Source organism: Methanosphaera cuniculi (assembly GCF_003149675.1).
GTDB lineage: Archaea > Methanobacteriota > Methanobacteria > Methanobacteriales > Methanobacteriaceae > Methanosphaera > Methanosphaera cuniculi.
Window position 1 is genome coordinate 82,426 of record NZ_LWMS01000044.1, and the last position, 25,739, is coordinate 108,164.

18 protein-coding genes are annotated in these 25,739 nt (G+C 27.0%); 9 read left to right on the forward strand and 9 right to left on the reverse strand.

Going from position 1 to position 25,739, the window contains the following annotated elements; genetic code table 11:
- Positions 1–44 precede the first annotated feature (44 nt).
- Positions 45–1,007 (reverse strand): cysteine synthase A, encoded by a 963-nt coding sequence (gene cysK / locus MSCUN_RS06650; RefSeq protein ID WP_095609247.1) that lies wholly within the window; start codon positions 1,005–1,007, stop codon positions 45–47.
- 260 nt (positions 1,008–1,267) lie between these two features.
- On the opposite strand from cysK, the gene MSCUN_RS06655 reads away from it, so the two are divergent.
- Positions 1,268–2,140 carry a hypothetical protein gene (locus MSCUN_RS06655; RefSeq protein WP_095609248.1) on the forward strand — a complete coding sequence of 291 codons (873 nt, stop codon included), beginning with the start codon at positions 1,268–1,270 and terminating at the stop codon, positions 2,138–2,140.
- A gap of 75 nt (positions 2,141–2,215) precedes the next feature.
- Here the strand turns inward: MSCUN_RS06655 and MSCUN_RS06660 are convergent, their stop codons facing one another.
- Together MSCUN_RS06660 and MSCUN_RS06665 are read right to left on the reverse strand one after the other, a co-directional pair.
- Positions 2,216–3,184: a metallophosphoesterase gene (locus MSCUN_RS06660; protein ID WP_095609249.1), complete on the reverse strand. Its 969-nt coding sequence runs from the start codon at positions 3,182–3,184 to the stop codon at positions 2,216–2,218.
- 377 nt (positions 3,185–3,561) lie between these two features.
- Positions 3,562–4,260 carry a hypothetical protein gene (locus MSCUN_RS06665; RefSeq protein ID WP_095609250.1) on the reverse strand — a complete coding sequence of 233 codons (699 nt, stop codon included), beginning with the start codon at positions 4,258–4,260 and terminating at the stop codon, positions 3,562–3,564.
- Positions 4,261–4,633: 373 nt separating this feature from the next.
- Between MSCUN_RS06665 and thiM the strand changes: the two genes are divergently transcribed.
- The 4 genes from thiM to MSCUN_RS06685 all read left to right on the forward strand — a co-directional run bounded on the left by thiM (position 4,634) and on the right by MSCUN_RS06685 (position 10,551).
- Positions 4,634–5,503 carry a hydroxyethylthiazole kinase gene (thiM, locus tag MSCUN_RS06670; protein WP_095609251.1) on the forward strand — a complete coding sequence of 290 codons (870 nt, stop codon included), beginning with the start codon at positions 4,634–4,636 and terminating at the stop codon, positions 5,501–5,503.
- 31 nt (positions 5,504–5,534) lie between these two features.
- Complete coding sequence (locus MSCUN_RS06675) at positions 5,535–5,840, forward strand: MTH1187 family thiamine-binding protein (RefSeq protein ID WP_095609252.1); 306 nt, start codon at positions 5,535–5,537, stop codon at positions 5,838–5,840.
- A 179-nt stretch (positions 5,841–6,019) separates the two neighbouring features.
- A complete protein-coding gene (locus tag MSCUN_RS06680) occupies positions 6,020–6,508 on the forward strand; it encodes a hypothetical protein (protein ID WP_095609253.1) in 489 nt (162 codons plus the stop codon).
- A gap of 107 nt (positions 6,509–6,615) precedes the next feature.
- Complete coding sequence (locus MSCUN_RS06685) at positions 6,616–10,551, forward strand: right-handed parallel beta-helix repeat-containing protein (RefSeq protein WP_095609254.1); 3,936 nt, start codon at positions 6,616–6,618, stop codon at positions 10,549–10,551.
- 122 nt (positions 10,552–10,673) lie between these two features.
- On the opposite strand, the gene MSCUN_RS06690 is transcribed toward MSCUN_RS06685, so the two are convergent.
- Positions 10,674–11,192 (reverse strand): helix-turn-helix domain-containing protein, encoded by a 519-nt coding sequence (locus MSCUN_RS06690; RefSeq protein WP_095609255.1) that lies wholly within the window; start codon positions 11,190–11,192, stop codon positions 10,674–10,676.
- Between the two features lie 342 nt (positions 11,193–11,534).
- Here MSCUN_RS06690 and MSCUN_RS06695 point away from each other — a divergent pair, with 342 nt between their 5' ends.
- A complete protein-coding gene (locus MSCUN_RS06695) occupies positions 11,535–11,966 on the forward strand; it encodes a hypothetical protein (protein ID WP_095609256.1) in 432 nt (143 codons plus the stop codon).
- 209 nt (positions 11,967–12,175) lie between these two features.
- Here the strand turns inward: MSCUN_RS06695 and MSCUN_RS06700 are convergent, their stop codons facing one another.
- Both MSCUN_RS06700 and MSCUN_RS06705 read right to left on the reverse strand, forming a co-directional pair.
- Positions 12,176–14,920, reverse strand: coding sequence for a hypothetical protein (locus tag MSCUN_RS06700; protein WP_109583028.1), 2,745 nt, complete (start codon positions 14,918–14,920; stop codon positions 12,176–12,178).
- 147 nt (positions 14,921–15,067) lie between these two features.
- Positions 15,068–20,317, reverse strand: a complete 5,250-nt coding sequence (locus tag MSCUN_RS06705; RefSeq protein ID WP_095609258.1) for a C1 family peptidase — start codon at positions 20,315–20,317, stop codon at positions 15,068–15,070.
- Positions 20,318–20,620: 303 nt separating this feature from the next.
- On the opposite strand from MSCUN_RS06705, the gene MSCUN_RS06710 reads away from it, so the two are divergent.
- The 3 genes from MSCUN_RS06710 to bsh all read left to right on the forward strand — a co-directional run bounded on the left by MSCUN_RS06710 (position 20,621) and on the right by bsh (position 22,468).
- Positions 20,621–20,821 carry a histone family protein gene (locus MSCUN_RS06710; protein WP_095609259.1) on the forward strand — a complete coding sequence of 67 codons (201 nt, stop codon included), beginning with the start codon at positions 20,621–20,623 and terminating at the stop codon, positions 20,819–20,821.
- A 237-nt stretch (positions 20,822–21,058) separates the two neighbouring features.
- Positions 21,059–21,286, forward strand: coding sequence for a DUF2180 family protein (locus tag MSCUN_RS06715; protein ID WP_095609260.1), 228 nt, complete (start codon positions 21,059–21,061; stop codon positions 21,284–21,286).
- A gap of 195 nt (positions 21,287–21,481) precedes the next feature.
- The gene (gene bsh, locus MSCUN_RS06720) at positions 21,482–22,468 is read left to right on the forward strand and encodes a choloylglycine hydrolase (protein WP_095609261.1); all 987 of its coding nucleotides are present in this window, start codon (positions 21,482–21,484) and stop codon (positions 22,466–22,468) included.
- A 59-nt stretch (positions 22,469–22,527) separates the two neighbouring features.
- Here the strand turns inward: bsh and MSCUN_RS06725 are convergent, their stop codons facing one another.
- The 3 genes from MSCUN_RS06725 to idsA form a co-directional block, all read right to left on the reverse strand.
- Positions 22,528–23,289, reverse strand: coding sequence for an alpha/beta hydrolase family protein (locus MSCUN_RS06725; RefSeq protein WP_338041736.1), 762 nt, complete (start codon positions 23,287–23,289; stop codon positions 22,528–22,530).
- A 416-nt stretch (positions 23,290–23,705) separates the two neighbouring features.
- On the reverse strand, positions 23,706–24,206 hold the full coding sequence (locus MSCUN_RS06730; RefSeq protein ID WP_095609263.1) for a ferritin: 501 nt from the start codon (positions 24,204–24,206) through the stop codon (positions 23,706–23,708).
- Between the two features lie 309 nt (positions 24,207–24,515).
- Entirely contained in the window at positions 24,516–25,499 is a 984-nt protein-coding gene (gene idsA / locus MSCUN_RS06735) for a short chain isoprenyl diphosphate synthase IdsA (protein WP_095609264.1), read from the reverse strand.
- Positions 25,500–25,739 lie beyond the last annotated feature (240 nt).

The window sequence follows — 25,739 nt, forward strand, 5'->3', positions numbered from 1 at the left end:
GAGGAGAGGTTGAATTATTATTTTTTATATTTTTTTTCTTTTTTTTAGTAGTATAAGTCTGATAACCAGTCTACACTTAGGTATCTTTCACCTGTATCTGGTAGTATTACAACTATTGTTTTATCTTTATTTTCAGGTCTTTTAGCTACTTCTAATGCTGCATATACTGCTGCTCCTGATGATATTCCTGCAAGTATTCCTTCTTTTTGTGCTAGTTGTATTGTTGTTTTTCCTGCATCTTCATCTTCTACATCTATTGTTTCATCTATTAAATCAAGATCTAGAGTGTCTGGTATGAATCCTGGACTTATTCCTTGTATTTTATGTGGTCCTGATTCTCCTTTTGTGATAAATGGTGATCCTGCTGCTTCTACTGCTATTACTTTGAAGTCTGGTTTTACTTCTTTGATTCTTTCTGCTATTCCTGTTGCTGTTCCTCCTGTTCCTACTGATGATATTAGTATGTCTACATTTCCATCTGTGTCTTTTAGTATTTCTTCTGCTGTTAGTATTTTATGTATTTCTGGGTTTGCTGGGTTTGAGAATTGTTGTAGTATGAGTGAGTTTTCTATTTCTTCATTTAGTTGTTCTGCTTTTTTTATTGCTCCTGGTATTCCTTCTGATGCTGGTGTTAATACTAGATCTGCTCCAAATATTTTTATTAGTTTTCGTCTTTCTTCTGAGAATGATTCTGGTAGTACTATTTTTAGTTTGTATCCTTTTGCTGCTGCTGCATATGCTAGTGCTATTCCTGTGTTTCCACTTGTTGGTTCGATTAATGTTGTGTCTTTATCTATTTTTCCTTCTTTTTCTGCTTTTTCAATCATTTCAACTGCTACTCGATCTTTTATGCTACTTGCTGGGTTGAATGATTCTACTTTTACTAGTATTTCTGCATCTACATCTTCAGCTATTTTATTTAGTCTGACAAGTGGTGTATTTCCTATTGCTTCTGTTATATCATTTGCTATTGGTTTTTTTAGTATTTCTATATTTTCTATTGCCATTTCTATCTTTTCCTATATTTTTTTTTATTTTTCTAAGTAAAGTTTTGTTTATTTTTATTATTGTATTATTTGTATCATTTAATAAATATATAATTTAACAATGTTATATTTTTTTGTTTTTTTAAAAAAAATAATAAAAACATATACTCAGAAATATAAAACTAGAACTCATCCTAAAAAAATCACCCAAAAAATAAAGGAAAAATAAGAATATCAGAAAAAATGAATGTGGTATAAAAAAAATAAAGGTGTGAATTAAAATGTGGAATAGAATCGACAACTTACTAGAATTTCTATCAAAAAAAGGTGACCAACAAGCAATAAACATACTTACATCACAACTAAAACAAAAATATAAAAGTAAAATAGAAGAAGGACTTAAATTTACAACAATATGTGAAGATGAAGTACTTGATGTAATAGCAATATACTCAGATGATGGTTTAATATTTGAACATCTCTTCATAGATACAAAAAACAAAAATCTAAGTGACAAATACAACCTATCATCACTAACAGATGAAATGAACTTCAGAGGAGTAGATATAATAAAAACAAGACGAAAAATAACAATACCTGATGTAGAAGCCAAGGAATATGGAATGCCTAATGTAGAGGTACATTTATATATGCAAGCAAAAATACATGAAGATGAAAAAAAGACAATACCACAAAAACCAGTATATCTAATAGCAACCCAAGATGATAAACAAAACAACACAATATATCTGATAGGATATCAAAAAGATAAAATAAAAAACATAACACACATGCTAAATTTAAAAAATAATCATACAAATAAACAAATATCAAATACATTCATAAAAAATATACAAAACCTTGATAAAACACCTGAAAATATGGATTATTCACTACACTATAAAGATATGAAAATGAAATACAGAATACTAAAACGATGGGATGACCTATATGACATGCTACAAGATGGTTATGAAAATATCTATAAAATCATTAAAAACTACGAAAATACCTATAAAACACGTGATACACCATTAAATATAGATATAATAGATGATAACATCATAAAAATGTACTTGTGGGGTAATGTAGAATTTAGGAAAAATAAAAATATGAAATATGAAATTAAAAAAATAAAAATACAAAAAAAGTGAGATTAACTTAACATATCCTATAAAAAAAAGGATTAAAAAAAAGGAGGGGAGATTAAAAGTATATTTTTTTTTATTCTATATTCTATTGATATTTAAAACTACAATTTCTGAGTGTGTACCTAGTCTTATTGGTGCTGCAAAGGTTCCCACTCCTTCACTTACAGATAGGTATGAATTATAATCTCCTTTATCATCATCTTTTATATGATTTCGGAATAATCCTCTGTTGTATTTAAATATTTTCTCTGAAATGAAATTCATTGGATAAAACTGTCCACCATGTGTATGTCCTGATAGTTCAACATCTATTTTTTGTTTTGAAAGTTCATCCCATAACTCAGGAACATGATATATTAAAATATTATTTAGATAATCTGATATTGGTATTTTATATTCATTATTATTTACATCAAATGAAAATGATAATCCTATTATGTTTAATCCCATATCATCATATATCATGTTTTCATCATCTAGTATTATTACATTTGCATTTTCTAGTGCTTTTTTTACATTTTCTATTCCCTGGTAGTAATCATGATTTCCTGGTGTAAATATTACAGGCATTTCGGCTTTTTTTAGTTCATCATAGCTATCTGGTAGTACTGGTGCTGATCCATCTGATATATCTCCTGATATTATGGTTAATGTTTTTATGTTTTCTTTTTGTTTTTGTTGTGCTATTTTATTTATATTTTCTACTACTTGTTTTATTGTTGTATCTGTTCTTGAAGATCCTATATGTAGGTCAGATATATGTATTATACATACATCTTCTGGTTGTTTATCTGATCTATTTTTTAAGTATAAATCATATGATCGTATGTAGTTTCTATGTGCATTAGCATATCCTATGATTGCACATATTGGTACAATTAATAGTAGTACTGGTAGTTTAATTGAATTTGGTATTGGTGTTATATGATCTGTTATAAATAGTGCTATGTTTAAAAACAGGTACATAAATGACATCCATAGCCATATTCCACTTATTTCTACAAGTAATCGTGTTATTTTATGTGATTTTTTTCTTTCAATTTGCATTGGTATAAGATGTAATAATGCAAGTAGTATAGATACAGCTATGAGAATATAGTCTGATATCTGATAGTTTAGAAGGGTGTATATTCCTCCTATAATAAAATAGTTGTATGGTATTAGTATTAATGTTAAAACAGGTCCATGTAGAATTTCTCGTCTTTTTGTGAATTCTATTTTATCATTCCACCACTTGTTTTTATTTTATTTGATTCAATTTTTTCATCATTATAATATTTAGTTTAAAAATAATTATATACTTTTATTTTTTTTTTATGAATGAAAAAAAGGGGGTGGATGTTATAATAAAAAGTAAACTGGGCTATGATTAATTTTTAAAAAAATGAGTTTTAAAAAAAGAATGGGTGGTTAAAAGTTAAAATTTAGATTATATATGCAAGTACTACTTCTACTATTGTTATGAAGATTAGTATTAGTATTACAATTGGGATGAAGTGTTTAAATAAATCATGATTTGTTACATTTTTTCGTATGATTGAATGATATTTAGGGTTAACATCACGTGCATATACTCCTGCTATTATGAAGGATATTATTAGTATCCATATTAGGAGGTTTATTATTACTCCAATTACATTCATGTTTGTTTTAAATATTGATGAGAGTATTATTGTTGTAGTTGGTTCTAGATACAGGCTATTTTGTGCTATTGTATTAATTACTGATGATATGCTTGATAGGAAGTATGTATTTAGTATTGTTACATATATTAATACTATTATTGCTATTGCTATTGATGCCCATAGGTATGCACTTGTTTTGTAGAACATGTATTGTTTTTTAAATTTTAGTTTTGTTGTTGATTCTGTGTATTTATGGTTTTCTTCGTATGTTATAATTAGGTTGTAGTCTTTTTTTGTTATTGATGATGTTACTTCTGCAATTCCATCTTCTACTTTAGATTTTCCAATTAATCGTCCTTTTTTTGTTGTGATTACTACTTTTCCTTTTTTTACTGGTTTGTTTGTGCCTTTTTCGGTTACTTTTACTTGGACTGTGTATCTTTTTGTGTTAGATTCAACAATATTTGCCTCTAGTTGTGTTTTTATTCTATCTGTCATAAAAAGAAACCTCAAAATATTTATTTTTTTTATTATTATTTTTTATCTTCTTTTTTATAATTTCTTAGTAAAAAAAGAAAAAATTTTATTTATAATCTTAAATTATATTTATCTTTCTTTTTTTTTAGTATATATAATTTCATAATTTTCGGGATTTCTGATTATGAAAATTGTTATTTTTAAAATTTTATTTTAGAAATTATGTAAAAATTATCTTTTTTAATGTAAAATATGGAAAAATTTATTAAATAAATGTTAATTTTTTAACAAAAGGATTTATATTAAATAAAATATATAATTATTAATAATGATAATTACTTTTTTCTATAAAAACTAGAAAAAATCAAACATAAAAAAAATAAAGGAAAAAAATATGAAACAAAACGATACTGAAAAAATAAAACAAACAAGTCAAATAATAGAAAAATTAAGAAAAACTAACCCACTAATAGACTGTATAACAAATTATGTAACAGTAAATGACTGTGCAAATGCAGTACTAGCACTAGGTGCATCACCTGCAATGTCAACAGAAGAACTAGAAGCAATAGAATTTACACAAATATCTAATGCAGTAGTTATAAATATGGGATCACCCTTACAAATAAATCTAACAACAATGCAAATGGTAGCAGTAGAAGCTAAAAAAACAAACACACCACTAATACTAGATCCTGTAGCAGTAGGTGTAACATCACTAAGAAATCAAACAACACAGAATCTTATAAAACTAGCAACACCTAATATAATACGAGGAAACATGTCTGAAATAAAAGCAATAGGACAACTATTTAACATAACACAAACAGACTCTAAAGCTAAAGGTGTAGATGTAGCAGAAGATGATATAATAAGTGATGAAAATGTTGAAGAAAACGCATATCTAGTTGCAAAAATAGCAAAAGAATTAGAAACAACAATAGCAGTATCAGGAGTAATGGACATCATCACAAATGGGGATGAAATATACTTAGTAGATAATGGAAATGAAGTAATGTCACAAATAACAGGAACAGGATGTATGCTAACATGTATTATGGGAGCATATTCAGCTGTAGTAAATCCACTAGATGCAGCAATAATAGCAACACTATCAATGACAATAGCAGGAGATCAAGCTCGCGATAAAATGATACAAAAAGATGAAGGATCAGCCTCATTTAGAACATACCTGATAGATGAACTATATAAAATGAATGCAGAAACAATAATAGAAAATGCAAAACTATACAAAATAAAATAAAAACACTACTTATGGGGGAGGAAATATTAATATGATAACAGCAGACTTTGCAATACTACCAGTTGGAATAGATGATACAGAACTTAAAGAATATGTAAGACGTGCTGTACAAGTTGTTAAAGATTCAGGATTAACATATCAACTAACAGCAATGGGAACACTAATTGAAGCTCAAAACTATGAAGAACTATATAAAACAATCGCAAAAGCACAACAAGCAGTATTTAAAGATGATATAAAACGAGTATATACAGTAATAAAAATAGATGATAGACGAGATCATGATGATCACACACTTAATGGAAAAGTTCAAAGAGTAGATGAAATACTAAAATAAACAATTTCTAATACACTTAAACTACTTTTTTTATTTTTTTTTAACTACTATAACATCAACACTAATTTTTTTTTATGAGAAACTTTAAAATTAATCATTTACTATAAATAATCATTTAACCTAATAAAAAATAAAAGTAAAACCCCTTTTTTTTATAAAGATAGGTGGTATGTAAAAATATGAAACTTAAAAAGAAACTTGAAATTATAGAAATTGATGATATACTCACAGTTAATAATTCATATCTATCTGATAATCTTAATCATTACATGAAAAGTATGTTATTTAATCTAAGAATAATCTTCAGACACAATATAGATGATAATCTTGAAGATCTAATAAAATTCTACTATAAAATTGAAGATATACTAACTAAAAATATAAAACTTGAAAATGAAGATATTAAAAAACTAATAACACAAACTACAAAAATAACACTAAATACAACAAATGTACATGGTATAAGTATTATCTATGAAAATACAGCAAAACTAATAGATGCATTATATAATGAACTTAAAACTCATACACATCCAGTTGCATTTAATGAATTAATTAACATTTTAAATAATACAACTGATGAAAATACAAAGATAAGTATAATAAAGCTACTTGAATCTAATTTTACATTAGAATACCAGCAGTATCTTGCTCGAATAAATCTTTAATCCTCATCTTCTTATTTTTTTTAAAATTTTTTAATGTGGCAAAAATATTTTATATCTATTTTTTAAAAGTAATGTATAATAATAAAATTTTTATGTGAAAGATTATAATGAAAAATAGTAAAAAAATATGCATACTATTTTTAATGACATTACTTTCAATATTTATCACAATGTCTGCTGTTTGTGCAACAGATATTAATGATACATCAAATATAAACTATGATACAACAAAAATATCAGAAATAACAACACATGATACATCTGATACTACTTTAAAACCAGAAAGTAATGAAAAAAAGATAGTGTCAAAAAAACCAACAAAAAATGAAAACAAAATCAACAAGAAAGAAGAATCAACCACACAAATAGAAACACCATCAGAGACTAACACAACAAAACCAGAAGAAGATATCAATACAAATAAAACATATAATCCAGTTAACTATGATGAACTATATTATGCAATAGAAGATATCAAGAAAAATCCACAAAAAACAAATACAATCAACCTAAAACCAGGAAACTACAACATAACAAAAACAATCAACCTAACTAACATAAACAGCACACTAACAATTAATGCAAATAACATTCTATTTGATGCAAATAAGACACAATTCATAACAATTGATAAAAATAACACACTACAACTAAATGACTTTAAAATTCGTTATGCAAATTCAACCAGAGGATCTGTAATATACAACAGAGGAAATCTTGAAATTAAAAACTCAATATTTCTAAATAACACAGCACAAAATGGAGCTGTAATATATAATGATCATGGAAATATAGTTATAGAAAACTCCTCATTTTCAAACAATATTGCAACAAATGGTGGATGTATATACAACAACAATGGAAAAATAACTATAAACAATTCATATTTTTCATTTAACAAAGCCCAACGTGGAGCAATAACATATAACATGGGTCAAAGCATCATAGAAAACACCACATTTAAAAACAACCATGCAACAATAAATGGTGGATGTAACTATAATGATAAAAACACAACAACAATAACAAAATCTAGATTCTACTTTAATAAAGCAGGAAACTATGGAGGATGTAACTACAACAACAACTATGCAACAATAACAATAACTGAAACAAACCACACACAAAACCAAGCTAAAAATGGTGGAGTAAATGCAAACTATGGAAATATCACAATAGAATTATGTGATCTTAATGATAACAATGCAACCAGAGGTGGTGTAAATTACAACTTCCGTGAACTTAAAATTATTAAATCCACATTTAAAAACAACAAAGTAACAACAAATGGTGGAGTAAACTACAATGATAAAGCAACACTCATCATAGTTGATTCAACACTACAATTAAATGAAGCACAAAATAATGGTGGATGTAACTACAACAACAAAGGACAAATACAGATAAACCAGACAAAAATGGACTTTAATAATGCAACACGTGGAGGATGTAACTACAACGATGGAAACATGACACTCTATGAAAACACAATAACACAAAACACAGCAACAAAAAATGGTGGATGTAACTATAATGAAAATGGACAAACACTAACAATAATAGCAACAACATTTGAATATAACCAAGCAAACTATGGAGCAATAAACTATAACAATCCTAACTCTATAGTTATGATAACAGATTCTTTTACAGAACACAACCAAGCACGAAATGATGGAGCTATAAATTATAATACAAAAAATACAAAAGTTACAATCATAAACATAGATGCACAATATAACCAAGCAAACAATGGAGCAATAAACTACAACCAACCTGGTAGTAACATAACAATAATAAATTCAAATTTAAAATATAACACAGCAAAAAATGGAACAATCAACTACAATAATGGAGACTTATACATAAACAACTCCATAATAACAGAAAATAGGGCAATAGAAAATGGAGCAGTAAATTACAATAACAAAAATATAAAAATAGAAAATTCAATAATCATAGAAAATACAGCAATAAACAATGCAGGATTTAACTATAATAATAAAAGAGCAAATCTTACAATAAATACAACCTCAATGATGAAAAACTTTGCAAAACGTGGAGGATGTAACTACAACCATGGAAATATGATAATAACACAATCAGAATTTACAGAAAACATAGCACAATATAATGGTGGATGTAACTACAATGACCAGGCAAATCTAACAATAACCTATGTAAATTCAACCAAAAACATAGCAGATAGAGCTGCAGACACATACAATAATAAAGGAAATCTAACAATAAACTACTCAAACTTAGTTAATAACAATGCATTATATGATGCTGATACCATAATCAACTATGGAACACTAAAATTTAATAACAATAACATAACCCAGGAAAACTACAATAACAACATTCAACTATACACAACCCAGAAAATACAACAAAACAACAACAATACATATTACCTAGATAACAAACATGAAATACAAAATCAAACTACAACAATAATATTCTCACCAATAAAAGATTTAACACTATCATCTAAAGCAAAGATAACATTTAAAATAGGCTCACAAACAATAACAACAACCAAGAAAACAAACAACTTTGTAAGTATAAATCATAAATTCACAAAACTTGGAAATACAAACATAAAAATAACATACCCAAATGACAAAAACGACATACTAATACTTTATAGTGTAGTAAAACCTGAAAATAGAAACTATAGTGTATCAACATACACACAATTATATGATACAATAGAAACAATAAAACAAAGCACAAAAAACATTAACGCAACAATAACAATAACCAATGATATGCAAATAACCAAGCCAATCATATGGGGAGATACAGATTCATACACATTAACACTTAAAGGAAATGGACACACATTAACAGGTAATAATACAAAATTCATAATAATACAAGATAAAAACACACTTAATCTTGAAAATCTAACAATCCAAAACTTCACAACAGGATATAACTATGACTTCAAATCCCTAGGTGGAGGAGCAATAAACAATGAAGGAACACTTAATATAAAACATGTAAACTTCATACAAAACAAAGACATCTATGCAGGAGCAATATACAACATAGGAACAACTACAATAACACACTCAAACTTCAAATCCAACAATGCACTCTATGGAGGATCAATAGCAAATGAAGGAGTACTCATATTAAATGATACAAACTTCACAGGTAACTATGCAGAAGCTGATGGAGGATGCCTTTATAATGAAGGATACCTAAAAATAACAAATTCAACATGCAAAAACAACACAGCAATAGAAAAAGGAGGAGTAACAATCAACCTCCCATATGCAACAGTAGAAATCATAAACACAACCTTCACACAAAACACTGCAATAAATGGTGGATGTAACTACTATGCAGCAACAAAAACCACAATCATAAATACAACATACACAAATAACACAGCACGAAACGGAGCAGTAGAATACATAGAAAATCTAAGTGTAATAAAAGTACAAAACTCTTTATATCAATATAATCAAGTAGTAGAAAATCTAACACCAACAATAAAACAAGACCTTAAAACAGATGAAGATAACCCATTTGAAGAAGATGACCCACAAAACCCATATGAATATGACATATATGGAGATGGTGGATATGCAGGAGCAATCTATATAGGAGATCTTGGAAACATAACAATAACAAATTCAACATTTAATAATAACAATGCACTCTATGGAGGAGCAATCTATAACACACAATATCTAAGTGTTAAAAATTCAGAATTTAACTATAACTTTGCCCAAATAGAAGGTGGAGCAATCTATCTTGAAGGACAATCTAAAGACAATATGACAATAAAACTACCAGACTACAATATAATAGAAAATAACACATTTACAAACAATGAAGTATATTCAAATGGTGGAGCAATATATGATGAATATGCTAGAGGAAAAATAACTAACAATACATTCACATACAACAAACCTGATACAATATACACACAATTTGATAATACATATCTCATAGTTGAAAATAACACAATAGAAGAATATGAAATTATTTGGGGAGGTAGTTCAAGTAGACCTATGGATTGATAAAAAAAATACTAACCACCCTCATTTTAACCTCTTTTTTTAATTTTTTTTTTACTTTTAGAATTAGTGAATATTTTTTTTTAGTAAAAAAATGAAGGTGGTGAGGAGAAGAATATTTTTTTTTAGTATACTCCTTTTTGTTTTTTAATGCGTGCATAGCTTATTTTTGCTGCTTTTGGTGCTACTTGTTGTAGGTATGTTAGGAGTTTATCTTTATCTTCAAAGTCTTTGAATATTTCATCTTCCCATTTTTGTTTTAATACATCTATTTCATTTAGTATTTCTTTTCCTTTTTCTGTGAATTCTACTTCATATGGTAGTAAGTCTACTTCAAAGTCAGCTTTGATAAGTCCTTTATTTTCTAGTTTTTTGATTTTATTTATGAATATTTTCTGGTGTAATTCAAAGTGTTCTGGTGTTGCTTCATCGTTGTTCATAAGTTCTTTGTATTTTTTCATTCTAATTGCTTTATGGTGTGGTTTTTGTTCTTTTTTTATTTTTTCAAGTAATTTAAGTTGTCCTTTGTGTAGGTGTATGTTGAGATGATCTAATATGTAATCTTCTCGTGAATTTGATAATATACTACTAAGATCTCCTATACTTTTGTAATTTGCTATTATTTTATCATGTTTATGTGCCATTTTTTTCATTGCTCCTAATTTATTTGATTTCTTTAAAGATTTCTAATAATTTCCTAATATTTTTTTTATAATGTGTTATTATGTGGGAAATAATAAAAGAAAATCTTTATTAAACATATCTTTTTTTATTCATACTATTTAAAAGCTATTATAAAAAAAATTGTTATTTTAAAATAATTTGGATATTATGAAATAGGTTAAAAGTCAGTAAAATAGTCATAAAAGTAGTCTAAAAAAAGACTTATTTAAAAAACAATACAGATAAGTTTAAATTTTAAAATAAATAAATTATACAAATAACAATAAAAAAATAAACATTACATAAAGGAGTTTAGATGAAAAATGAAATTTAAAAAAATTTTACTTGTTTCATTATTTGCAGCAATACTTCTTACATCAACTGTAAGTGCAGGATTATTTGATATGGGAAGCGATTCAAATAATGAAAGAATAAATGTAACAGACTTAAATATAAAATCTCAAGGATATTCTATGTACGAGGTAACTTGTAATCTTGTACCTAAAGAAAACTTCACATATCTAGAAATGCAAGTAAACTTCTATGATAGTGATAATGCAGTAATAGGAAAAGACTCAATGGTATGGAACATAAACAACCCAGTAGAAGGTGAAACAATCAAAGTATCAGGAACAGCAATGACAGATAGTTCTAGTACAACACCAGCAAGAGCAGAAGTATACTTCTATGATGAACCACTAGCTGACACACCAGAAGATGCACTATACCATGAAACAGTAAACATGACAAACTAAAAGTGTTTACAAATACCCCCCCTTCTTTTAATCACCTCCCCCTCTTTTTGATAATATAATCTAATTTTAAAGTATTTATGAAATAATAATTAAAAAAAAGGAGTTAGTTTTATTTTTTAGATAAATACTAGGATCACTTTATAAAAAAATAGTTAGGAGTGGAGGTTAGTATTATAAGAAAAACTAATTTTATCATCATAATATTTTTTTTATCTATCATTTCTATCCATGTATCCATCATTTACTATGGTTTTCAGATTTCCTGTGTATGTGTTTGATAATAGATATGCAGTTCTATCATTATAGATTAAATCATAATAATAGTAATTACTTCTGCTTACTTGGAATAAATTATTGTTAAGTTCTATGTATCCTAGATTAAGGATATCATAATAGAAGTTATAATTTTTATTAGATAATGTTTTAAATGTAGATGATGTTATATATGCTATACATTCATCTTGATTATATATATCTGCTGTTAGTCCATCATTACCTGTGAAGGTTGAACTTGTTATATTTAATTTTTTACCATTATTATATATTGCTCCTGCATGCATTGTTGCTTCATTTGTTGTAAATGTTGTTCCTGTAATAGTTATTAGTCCTTGATCATAGTTAAGTATAGCTCCACCATAGTTTGCTTTATTGTTTTTAAATGCTGAGTTTTTAATATTTAATATTCCTTTATTACTTATTGCTCCACCATTATTTTCAGAGCCTGCATAGTTGACACAGTTACAGTTTTGTATATTTACATTTTCAAGATTAAGTGTATGACCTGATTTTACACTTATGAATTTATACTTGTTTTGACCATTGATAACATGATTATTACCTTTTATTGTAACTTTTTTGACATTATATGAATCACCCCAAATTACCATTGTGGTTATTTTAAGATCTTTATAAATGTTAATTACACATTCTTTATTTGAGGATGATGATTTAATACTTCTAAAAGCATTTAACAGGTCACTATAAGAATATACATTATAACTTTGTGATGATGATATTGGTGTTGAGCTAGGTCCTGATAATACTACTTCTTGATTTATGTATATGTCATATAAATCTCCTCGATAGTAGATATTAAATGATTTTAATCCTGTTGTTGTAAATTTATATGTTGTTTGTGCTGTACCTTTTGAGTTTTTTGTTAGTTCTCCAATATGATCAGATCCAATGTAAATATTAATATCTGATGTATAAGTATCTATTACTGGTGATTTGAATGTTGTTGTAACTCCTTTTGTTATTTTTGTATTATTTGTTAGATTTATTATGTTATGTTCTTTTTCTATTGAATTTTTTGAAAGTATTAGTATACTATTTTTGTAATTTGTTTGTATAAATTTATTATATGATAAACTACCTGTTCCATAGTTTACAATAATATCAGCATCTATGTCTGCTTTTTCATTTTTTGACGTTAAATAGTATGCATAGAATATTCCATTTTTGTTATTATATGTATTTGCTGCACGATATGCTGAATTATCTGTTGAGTTAACATTATTTAGTGATAATGTTCCTTTATCATTATAATTTACCCCACCATTTGCTGATGCATAGTTATTTGTTAAACTTGAATAATCTAGTGTTGTAATTCCAGTATTATAATTTACACCACCACGTGTTGCTTTGTTATTAATGTGTTTTGTGTAATAGGTATTGATTCTTCCAACATTGTTATAATTTACTCCACCATTTGCTGATGCTATGTTTTCACGGTTTGTACAATCTGATATGGTTATCTTTCCTTTATCATTATAGTTTACTGCACCATTTGTTGATACTTGATTATTTTTAAATGTTGTTTTTTTAATTTCTAGTATTTTAAAATTATAATTTACTCCTCCACGTGTAGCATAGTTATTATTCATATCACATGATTGTATCATCATACTTCCATAGTTTGCATTTACTCCACCATTACCTGCCTGATTATTTGTAGCTTGAGATGAGGTAATGTTTAAGTTTGCCATGTATTTATTGTTGTAATTTACACCACCATAGTTGTAAGCTTCATTATTTAGGAATTTTGAATTAGAAATGAGAAGATTTCCACCATCATTATAGTTTACTCCACCATTAACTGATGCATAATTATTTTTTGAAGTGGTGTTTCTAAGTGTGTAACTTCCTGTACTATAACTTACTCCTCCACGCATAGCACGATTAAATGAATAATAAGTATCCTCAGCATACACATTTCCTCTATTGTTATAAATACATGCTCCATTGGTTGCATAATTATTAGAAAATGATGATTCATAAATATTTAGGGTTCCACCATCATTGTAGATTACTCCACCATTTGTTGCTGTTGAATTTAGAAATATTGAATTATATATACTAACTGTACCTTTATTGTATATTACAGATCCTCTTTGTGCATTTGTACATCTTATTTTAAAGCCAATTAATTCTAGAGAATATCCTTTTTCAACTGTGATGAAATTTTGGTAGTTATTTCCATCTAGGAGATGATTATTACCATAAATTTTAAGAATTCTTGTAGTAGAATTTCCCCAGTATATTGGCTGTGTTATGTTATAATTTCCACTTTCTAGGTACATATATACATCATTACGATAGAATGTACCAGTTTTTGCTTTTTGTACTTTATTGTATAAGTCCTGATATCCATATGTGTATTGTGAGTAAGTTTTAGCTGTTTTATTTGTTGTATTTTTATTATTTTGTATTGTTTTTGTAGTTTTGTTTTGAGTTTTTTCTATTATTTTTTCATTATTATTTTGTATTTTTTCTATTTTCTTCTCATTACTTTGTGTGTTTGTTTTAACATCTGCTATATCTGCTGTATTAGTTGTTGTATCTTTGGTAAGTGTAGTTGTTGTATCTGTGTCATTTACAGCATTTATACTTGTTAGTGTTAAAATTAGTATTATTATTGTAATGAGGAAGAATATCTGTTTATTGTGTTTCATTGTCTTTTATTCTCTCATATAAATAAATTAAATATAATTATATTATTTAATTCTTGTTTAATATAAATATTTTTAAAAAATAAGATGTTTAACTTTTAAAATAAGAAAAATAAGGGGAGATTAGTCTTTATTTTGACGTACTCTTATTTATGATAGTAATTTACCATAGTTTAGAATGTTTGTTGTGTTAAGTGTAGATTTTTCATTTTGTGATTTTAGATTTTCTATTTTTAGAATACAATTTATGTTGTTATATGTATTTGCTGCACGTTGTGCTGTATTTCCTGTTGCATTAGTATTTTTCATTGTAAGTGTTCCTTTATCATTAAAGTTACATCCACCATTCATTGTTGCTGTGTTTTGGGTAAATGTTGATTTGTCTATTGTCATTGTTCCATAGTTGTAATTTACTCCACCACGTGTTGCTGTGTTTTTGTTGTTTTTACATAGTGTTATTGTCATTTTTCCATTATTGTTGTAATTTACTCCACCATTACCACTTGCTGTGTTTGATTCGAATGTTGAGTCATTTATTGTTACTGTTCCTTTATCGTTGTATGTTACTGCTGCGTTTGTTGTTACTTTGTTGTTTTTAAATGTTGATTTTATGATTTGTAGGTCACGGAAGTTGTAGTTTACTCCACCTCTGGATGCATTGTTGTTATTTAGGTTGGATGATCTTATGATCATTGTTCCATAGTTTGCATTTACTCCACCGTTTGTTGCTTTATTTTGTGTAAATTGTGATGAGGTTATGTTCATGTTTAGTTGGTTGTTGTTATAGTTACATCCTCCATAGTCTGATGCACTATTTTGTGTGAATGTTGAGTTTGTGATTGTCATTGTGTTTTTATCATTGAAGTTACATCCTCCATTGATTGTTGCTTTGTTTTGTGTGAATGTTGAATTTGTGATTGTCATTGTACCATAATCGTAGTTTACACCACCTCTGATAGCTATGTTTTTGTTGTTTTTACATAATGTTATGGTCATGTTTCCGTTGTTGTTGTAGTTTACTCCTCCATTACCATTTGCTATGTTTGATTCGAATGTTGAGTCATTTATTGTTATTGTTCCTTTGTCGTTGTAGTTTACTCCACCATTTGTTGTTACTTTGTTGTTTTTGAATGTTGATTTGATGATTTGTAAGTTACGGAAGTTGTAGTTTACTCCACCTCGTGTTGCCTTGTTATTATTTAGGTTTGATGATTTTATGGTTAAACTTCCATAGTTTGCATTTACTCCACCATTTTGTGCCTGGTTTTGTGTAAATTGTGATGAGGTTATGTTCATTTTTGCATTGTTATTGTTGTAGTTACATCCTCCATAGTTTGATGCACTATTTTCTGTGAAGTTTGAGTTTGTAATTGTTAGGTTTTGATTATCATTGTAGTTTACTCCACCATTACTATTTGCATGGTTGTTTTTAAATGTGGAATTTATTATTATTGTATTTCCTATTATATAGGTTACACCTCCACGTGTTGCATTGTTATATGAAAAATATGCATTTGTTATATGTGTTTCTCCATTGTTGTTGTATATACATCCACCATTTGTTGCTTTGTTGTTTGAAAATGATGAGTTTTGTATAAATACATCTCCATGGTCATTATATATTACAGCTCCGTTTTGGGCTGTGTTATTTAGGAATATTGAGCTGTATATTTTTAGTGTTCCATGATTGTTATATACTACAGATCCCCTATCTGAAGTTGCATATCGTATTTTAAAGCCGTGAAGTTCTACTACATATCCTGGAGCTACTGTTATAAAGTTAAATTTTTTATTTGCATCTATTAGTATTCCATTTCCAAAGATTCTGAGTGTTTTAAGACTTGCATTTCCCCAAGTTATTGGTTCTGATACGTTGTAGTTTCCTCGTGTTAGGTTCATTGTTATTATATCAAATTCTGTGTAGTTGTTTGTGTTCTTATAGTTTTTTATCTGATTTACTAAGTCTATGTATCCATGTACGTTTTCATGGTATGTGTATGAGTAGTTTTTAATTGTTTTATTATCTTCAACTAGATATATTATCACAGGATTAGATACTGCTTGGTTATAGTTGTTTGATCCTGAGTATGTTACTGTTAGTTTTGCATCATTTATGGTTGATGTTGCTTTTAGGTTGTGAATTATACTTCCATTTTCTACTCTAAATACTTGTGATGGTTTTGATGAGTTAAATGTATTATCTTCACGTAGTGTTACTCCATTGAATTTAAATACTAATCGTCCTTCTTTTACTTGATTGTTATTTTCATCAGTTATGTATGCTTCAAGTGTTATTTCATCACCTATAGTTGCATGTATTTCTTTAACTTTTATATTTACATCTAGTTTTTCTACATTAAATGTGGTGTTTATTTGTGTTGATTTGTACTCTTGTGTTTCTCTGAATATTACTGTTATATTGTTTTTTCCTGCTTTATTTGGTGTGTAGTTTATTTTATATTCTCCACGGTTGTTTATTGTTGTGGTTTGTCTGATATTATCATTTATTATGATTGTTACTTCATGATTAATTAGTGGTATGCCATATTCATCTTTTAGTTGTCCTGAGATTTCTATTGTCTGGTTTATTTTTGTTGTATTTATTGGGTTTTGTTTTAGTGTTGTTTTTAGTTTATCTGTACTTGTTTTTGTGTATAGTTTTAGTGATACTACAGCATTGCTAAATGTATCATTATTTACAGTTGAGTTGCTTGTTGTTATTACACGTGTATAGTCATCTACTGACATTGGTGCTGCTGTTTCTTGGTTTGATTTTATTGTTAGTGTTAGTGTTACATTATCATTTTCAAATACTTCTATTGGATTTTTAAATTCTATTGTTTGATAGATGTAGTTTTTGTTAAATGTTCCATTTTCTGTTGTGATTGTTTTGTTATTTACAGTTACTTTTATTGTGTAGTTGTTGTTTGCTTGAGTATTATAGATGTAGGTTCCAAATGCTTTTAGTGTTTCATCATTTGTCATGGTGTATGTGTTTTGGTATGTTATTTGTTTTTTATCTTCACAATTCCAGTAGGTTACTCCTCCATAGTCGTATTGGTATTGTTTGTCTATGTCATTGTTTGTTAGAATAAATGTAAATCCTCCAACATTCATCATGTCATCTACTTGTTGGAGTATTGATGTGTCATAGTATGATACATAGAAGTATCCATTGTTTCCTGAGTTGTTTCCCCAACTGTTTTTGATGATAAATGCCCCATCACCTTGTGGTGTTTTTGCAAAGTTTTCATGACTGTAGTTATCATCCCATCCTACAATTGTTACTGCATGATTTACACGATTTGAATCATTATAATATAGGTTATATCCATTATATGAATATCCTGTGAAGATATTTGTATATATTGCTCCATATTTCATGATTGCATCTTTTATCTGATTGTTGTCTAATGGATTATCACGTGTTGCTATAGCATAGATGTTGTTTACTTCAATTAGGTTCATTAGTTGTGCTGATATTTGATTTTGTGGATCATATATATCTTCATCTTCAAGTATTGGTCCTATCCAGTTTATAAGATATGCCATTGCCATTGTGTCAAATCCACCATCGTTTGGTATGAATGTCCAACCGGTTTTTGAATACATTGCCATGAGGTTTTTCATGTTATTTTCAGATAAGTTAAGTTGTGGTCCTCCTGCTTTTAGTATGCATGATTCTAGTGTTGCTGTTGCTGCAAATGCCCAGCAGTTTCCACCTGTTGATTGTGTTTTAATTGATGTTACATATCCTTCATCTGCAAGATTATAATATGATGGGTATTTATCAGGTGATATTGTATTTGTATGTGTATATATTATTGCTTCTTCTGTTATTTTTGGTTCATATTGTGTTATTATTGATTTTTGGGTTGTGTATGTGTTGTTTTTATCTGTTAGTTTTGAATATGGAATGTATAAATCAACATAGTTTTTCATCTTATTATTTATTATGATGTTGTTTTCTAAAGTTATATTTGAGTTGTATAGGTATATTACTCCGGTGTTATTTGCTATGTTATCTAGGATTTGACTTTTTTTTATTTTAATATTTGCTTGATCTGAATATATTGTTGCTGTATAGTTTGCCTGGTTGTTTGTTATGTTAGTATTTTCTATTGTTAGTGTGTTGTATTCATTGTATATTACAGCTGCATAGTTTGCTTTATTTTCATTAAATATTGTGTTGTTTATTATTGTTGTTGCAGGATTTTTTATGAATGTAAATTCTTTTGCTGTTCCATTATATATGGTTAGTGCTGCTCCTATTTTTGCCTGATTTTGTGTGAAGTTTGAATTATCTATTGTAAGATTTGTGTTATATGAATATATTCCTCCAGCTGCGTTTGTTTGTGCTTGGTTGTTTATAAATTGTGTGTTATTTATTGTTATGTTAGAATTATCTGCATGTATTGATGCTGCATATAATTTTGCTATGTTATTTTTAAATGTTATGTTGTTCATCTGGGTTGTTGTGTTTTGTAGGTATATTAGTGAGTGGTTTATTATATTATCTATGATTTGTAGATTTTCTAGAATGTTGTTGTTATTTTGTATGTGTATTAGTTCAATTACACTGCTATTTGTATTTGTTGTAATGTTTGAGTTATATATATTAAAATTAGTATTGGTTATATAAAATAGGGCTGCTTTGTATGTTGCATTGTTATTTGAAAATAATGTATTGTTTATTATGATTTGATCATTATATGTGGTTTGTGCATCATGTATTATTGATCCTTCGTAGTATGATATGTCTTTGAATGTTGCATTGTTTATTGTTATGTTTGCATAATTGTATATGCATCCATGTGTGTTGTATGTTGATGTATGATTTGTAAATATTACATTATTTAGTGTTAGGTTTCCTCTGTTTTCTATTACTGTATCTTTTGATCCTGTTATTGTTAGATTTTCTAGTGTTAAATTCATTGTAGTTATGAATTGTGGTGTTAGTTGTGTATTGGGATTTGTTATAATTGTATTTTCTGGATTTTCTCCTACTATTTTTATATTTTTATTTATGTTAAGTTGTGTTATGTTGTAGATTCCCTCTGTTAGGTGTATTATGCTGTTATCTTGTGCTTTTTCTATTTCATCTTGTGTTATTTTTTCCCATGGATTTTCTTGTGTTCCTTCATTTGTTGTGGTTTTGTTTTGATTTATATAGTAGTTATTTTGTTGTGTTGTTGATTCTTTCTTTGTATTTTTAAAATTGTTTTGTGTCTTTGTGGTGTTTATTGTTTGTTGTATGTTGTTTTCATCATGGATTTCATGTTCTATAGTAGTATGGCTATTATCTGATGCTATGGGATTTTCATCTGATGTTGCCATTACAGTATTTAATCCAAGAGTTATAAAACACAATAATAGAAATAATATGATTTTTCTTTTCATATTTCAGATCTCCTTTAATTAAAGTAAATTTGAATGTTTTCTTTATTATTGTTGTATCTTATATATTTATGTTTGTTTGTATATTTAAATATTGTATAAACACAACAAAAAAAGTATATTTCTATTTAACAATTTTAAATGAGTTATATTATAATTAAAAGAATTTTAGGCGTTTTAATTTATTTTTATTTGATAATTTTTTTTGTTTTTTATTTTAAAAAAGATTATATAACTTAATATAAATAAGTAAAGGTATAAAATCAATGATAAGTAATTTTTTTAATTTAAAAAGGAAGGTGAATTATGACAGAATTACCAAAATCAACAATGGGAAAAATATTAAAAGATGCTGGAGCAACTAGAGTGGGAGAAGATGCTAAAATTGAATTAGCAATTATACTTGAAGAGATTGGAGAAGAAGTAGGAAGAAGAGCTGTTCCTTTTGCAAGACATGCAGGTCGTAAAACAGTGAAAGCTGAAGATATTAAACTTGCTATAAGATAATAATTTCTTATATTAAAAATAAAAATAATCAACACCCTTTTTTTTATTTATTTTTTTTAAGATTTTATATTAATTTTATTTGTTTATTTTATTAATTTTTATTATAATTATCAAATTATAATCAAGTATTCATTTTTTTTAAAGTTATTATTAAAATTTTTATTATTTTTTTCTATTTTATTAAAAGAATGATTATATACTACTAATGATAAAACATGGAGTAGGAGGTAATTAAAAATGAAATGTTATGTATGTGAACAAGAAGGAAAAGATACAGAAGCTGTAGCAATATGTATAGTTTGTGGTATGGGCTTATGTAAAGACCATCTTATACACGAAGAACTAGATATGTGGGTTGGAGGATATCCATTCCCTTCAGAAAAATTAGATATCACCCTACCTAGATTCTTATGCAAACGATGTTATGATGTATTAAATGCAGTAAAAGGAAAAAAAGTAGACTAAAAAAAATCTAAAAAAATGAATAAATTAGAGGTTATTTAAAAGAGGTATTAATTTTTTTCATAAAAAAAAGATAGATTAATAATTTAAAATATAACCTTATGAAATAAAAAAATAATTAAATAAAAAATAATATTATTTTTTTTAGATTAAATAAGTAAAATAAAAATTTTAAAAAATATAGGAGGAAAACTAACAATGTGCAGTGGATTAACACTAAAAACACAAGATGATAAACATCTCTTTGGACGAAATATGGATTTATCATATGAATTTGGACAACAAGTAGTAGTTGTACCACGAAAATATACATTCAATCTTAAAGCAAATAATGATAAAATTGAAAATAAGTATGCTATAATAACAATGGCAACAGTTATTGATAATTATCCATTAATAGCTGATGGATGTAATGAAGCAGGATTAGGTGTTGCAGGATTAAACTTCCCACACTATGCATCATTTGAAAAAGAGCCTGTAGATGATAAATTTAACCTTACACCATATGAACTTCCATTATGGTTACTTGGAAACTTTGAAACTGTAGATGAAGTAAAAAGTGAACTTGAAAACATAGAACTTGTTGATATACCTTTTAATGATAAAGTAGGAGTATCAACACTTCACTGGTTTATATCAGATAAAACTGGAAAAAGTCTAGTTGTTGAAAAAACATGTGAAAAATTAAATGTTTATGATAATCCAGTAGGTATACTTACAAATTCTCCTGGATTTGACTGGCATATGATAAATCTTAATGAATATATTGGACTTAAACCAGAACAACCAGAAGATGTAAAATGGAGTAATGCAGATCTTCATACAATAGGTATTGGTGCAGGAACTAAAGGAATGCCAGGTGGTGCAGGTGGAGTTGATCGTTTCATAAGACTAGCATATATTCGGGCAAACACAAAAGAACCTGAGAATACAGAACTTGGAATATCACAATTTTTCCACATGCTTGATTATGTAGCAGCACCAAAAGGATCTGTAATAGAACAAGAAAATGAAGATTATACACTATATTCATCATGTATGGATTTAGAAGAAGGAATATACTACTATAAATCATATAAAAGCTATGGAATAAATGCTGTAAATATGCATAATGTAGATCTAAATTCAAATGAACTATATGAATTTGGATATAATAAAAATTTAAATGTTAATAAAGTAAACTAAAAAAAAATAAGTATAATTATTTTAGGGTGGAAAAGTTTGTATTAATTTTATCTTCCATCCTATTTTATATTTAAGATCATATCTATTTTTTCTTTAATTTTTTCAACTACAATATCTTTTGTTTTATCTGTAAATCTGTGTTCTTCATCATCAAATATTATAAGTTCGCAATTATCATCATTATATGTATTAAATGCTTCATAAGCATACTTAATTGGTACACGTTCATCTAGTTTTCCATGAAATATTAAAACATCACCAGTATATCCTCTTATATCATCAGGAAGTTTTATTTTCTTAGCATCATTTATATATTTATCACCCAGCTCATCCATGAGTGTTAAAACATTTTTAGGACGCATATTTTTAGTATTTCTTACATCATCTAAGATTACATATGCTGGTGCAAAGAGAAATATTGCATTTATATCACATCTTCTATCTGCAACTATTGAGCTTATAAATCCTCCTTGACTATGTCCTGCCAGGTATAGTTTATCTGGATTTATGAAATCCCATGTTTTAACATAATCTATTACATTATTTAAATCATCAATCTCTGTTAGTAGTGACATATCTTCTATTCGTCCACTGCTAAGTGTATCATATCCTCCTCCATGAAAGTCAAATACTATTGCATTAATTTTCATCTTTTGAAGTTTCTTAGCATAGCTTATCATAAATGTATGATTTAATGATAGGCCATGTGAAAGTATTACAGTTGGTGCATCTATAATATCTGCTTTGTAGCATTTTATGTATATTGATCCTTTATTATCTTCTAGATAATGTTGTGTTATATTTCTATTTTGTGTAATTATTTAATCTCCCATTTTTTTTATTATGCTATTTTATATTTTTATTTTTCATTATTTTTTATACTTTAATTTATCATATCATTTTTATACCATTATATCATTTAAAATAAAAATAATTAGGTAAAAATAATTAAATATTTACATTAAAGTTATTAAATTATTATAACTATTATGTAATTTAAAATAAGTAAGATACATATTATATTTTTTAGTTGTGTATCATGTATATAAATTATTTAAAAAAGTGTAATTTACTAATTTTTTTTAGGAAGTTCAAAAAAAAGATAAATATCTATTTTTTTTATAAAATGAGTTTAAAAGGAAAAGAAATTTTCTTTTTAATCAAAAAAGTAAGAAAAAAATCCATCCTTTCTTTTTTTAATAAAGACTTATAAAAAAAAGATAATGTTTAATAAATTTTATTCATCATTATTTGTTAGTGATCCATATTGTTGATCTAATTCAAATAATAAGTGTTTTGAATCTACTGCCATTTTTACTTTTCTTAGATCTTCATGTGCAAGTTCTTCTTCTTCAACTTGTTCTTCTACAAACCATTGTAGGAATTGATTAGTTGCATGATCACTAAGTTTTATACTTAAATCTACAAGATCATTTATTAGACTTGTTACGAATTCTTCATGTTCTAGGATTGATTCATATACATCTACAATTCCATCCCATTGGCGTCTTGGTTCTTCTATTGCTTGAAGTTTTACACTACCATTTTTACGGATAATGTAATCATAGATTTTCATTCCATGTTCAAGTTCTTCTTCAGCATGAACTCTTAATGAATTTGCAAAACCTGGTAGGTCTTCATCTTCAAAGTATGTTGCCATTGATAAGTATAAGTATCCTGATGCTAATTCTGCATTTATTTGGTCATTTAATGCTTGTTGCATTTCTTCATCTAACATATTATGTCTCCTATATTTTTTTTTGTAAATTTTTTTTATAGTGTATTGATTTTATTTGAATTTCTACACTATTATAAATTTTACTTAAAAAATTGTATTTAAAGTTTTTTATTTTATAAAACTTCATAGTTAAGAAAAATGGTGAATACTATAAACTTATTTTAAAAAGTTAAGAAGATATACTAAGATAATAATAAGTAAAAAAAAAGATAAAAAGAAGAATTAAAACAATTAAGTTTTTTTTTCTATTCCTTTTCTAGGGTGTTTAAACTAAGTGTAAAAAAACAATGTTATAAGATTTTTAAAGTTTTATACTTTACGATTATATACATAGTTTGCAAGTTTTTTAAGTATATCTTTTGCTTCTGATTCTGGTAGTACACCTAGTGCTTCTTTTGCTTTAATTATATGATCATATGCTGCTATTTTTGCATAGTTTATTGCACCATATTTATTAAGTAATTCCATTGCTTCATCAATAATACTTTCATCATTTGCTTCAAGAAGTTCAATTAGTCTATCATGATCCTCTGGTGTTGCTTTTTCTAGTGCATATAATACCATAATGGTTTTTTTACCTTCAACAAGATCACTTCCAACTGGTTTTCCTATAGAATCATCACCTGTTAGGTCAATATAGTCATCTTGTATTTGGAATGCTATTCCTATATTTTCACCATATTTTCTTAGTCCTTCAATTTGTAGTTCTGTAGCTCCACCTATGATTGCACCTATTGTTGTTGCAGCTGTTATAAGTGCTCCTGTTTTTTGGTAGATCATATGTGTATATTGACTACGTTCTACATCAAAGGTATCTTCAAATGACATATCAAGTACTTGTCCTTCACATATGTTTATACATGCATCTACTAGTATTTTTAGTGAATCTAATACTTTTGCATATGGTATGTTATCTTCAGCTGTAAGAAGTAGTGATTCATATGCTTTTGCAAAGAGTGTGTCACCTGCTAGTATTGCTGTTGGTTCTCCCCATACTTTATGTACAGCAGCAAGTCCTCGTCTTGTATCATCATTATCCATAATATCATCATGTATTAGGCTAAATGTGTGTATAAGTTCTATTGCTACTGCTGCATTTATTGATTTTTCTGTTGATCCTGATACTGCTTGACAACTTAACATGGTTAATGCTGGTCTTATTTTCTTTCCACCTGCACGTGTTAAGTATATTGAAGATTCGCGTAGTTCTTCAGGTTCTAGTGTTGAAAGTATATTTTCAATTTGTGCATCTACATCATGTGAATATGCTTTTAATATGTCCATTATATCCATTATCTAATCACCCTAAAAATTTATTATTAAATATTATAAAAAAATTATTTTTTTTATCTTATAAAGTATTATTTATTTTATATTTATATCTTTCATTTTTAATAAAATATTTTTTTTATTTATTTTAATCTATAAAAAAAAAGTAAAAAAATCATAATATGAGAATTATGTGTATTTTTTCTAATTAATATAAAAAAAATACTCTTACTCAATTATTTCATTTTTTTTTTAAATTATTTT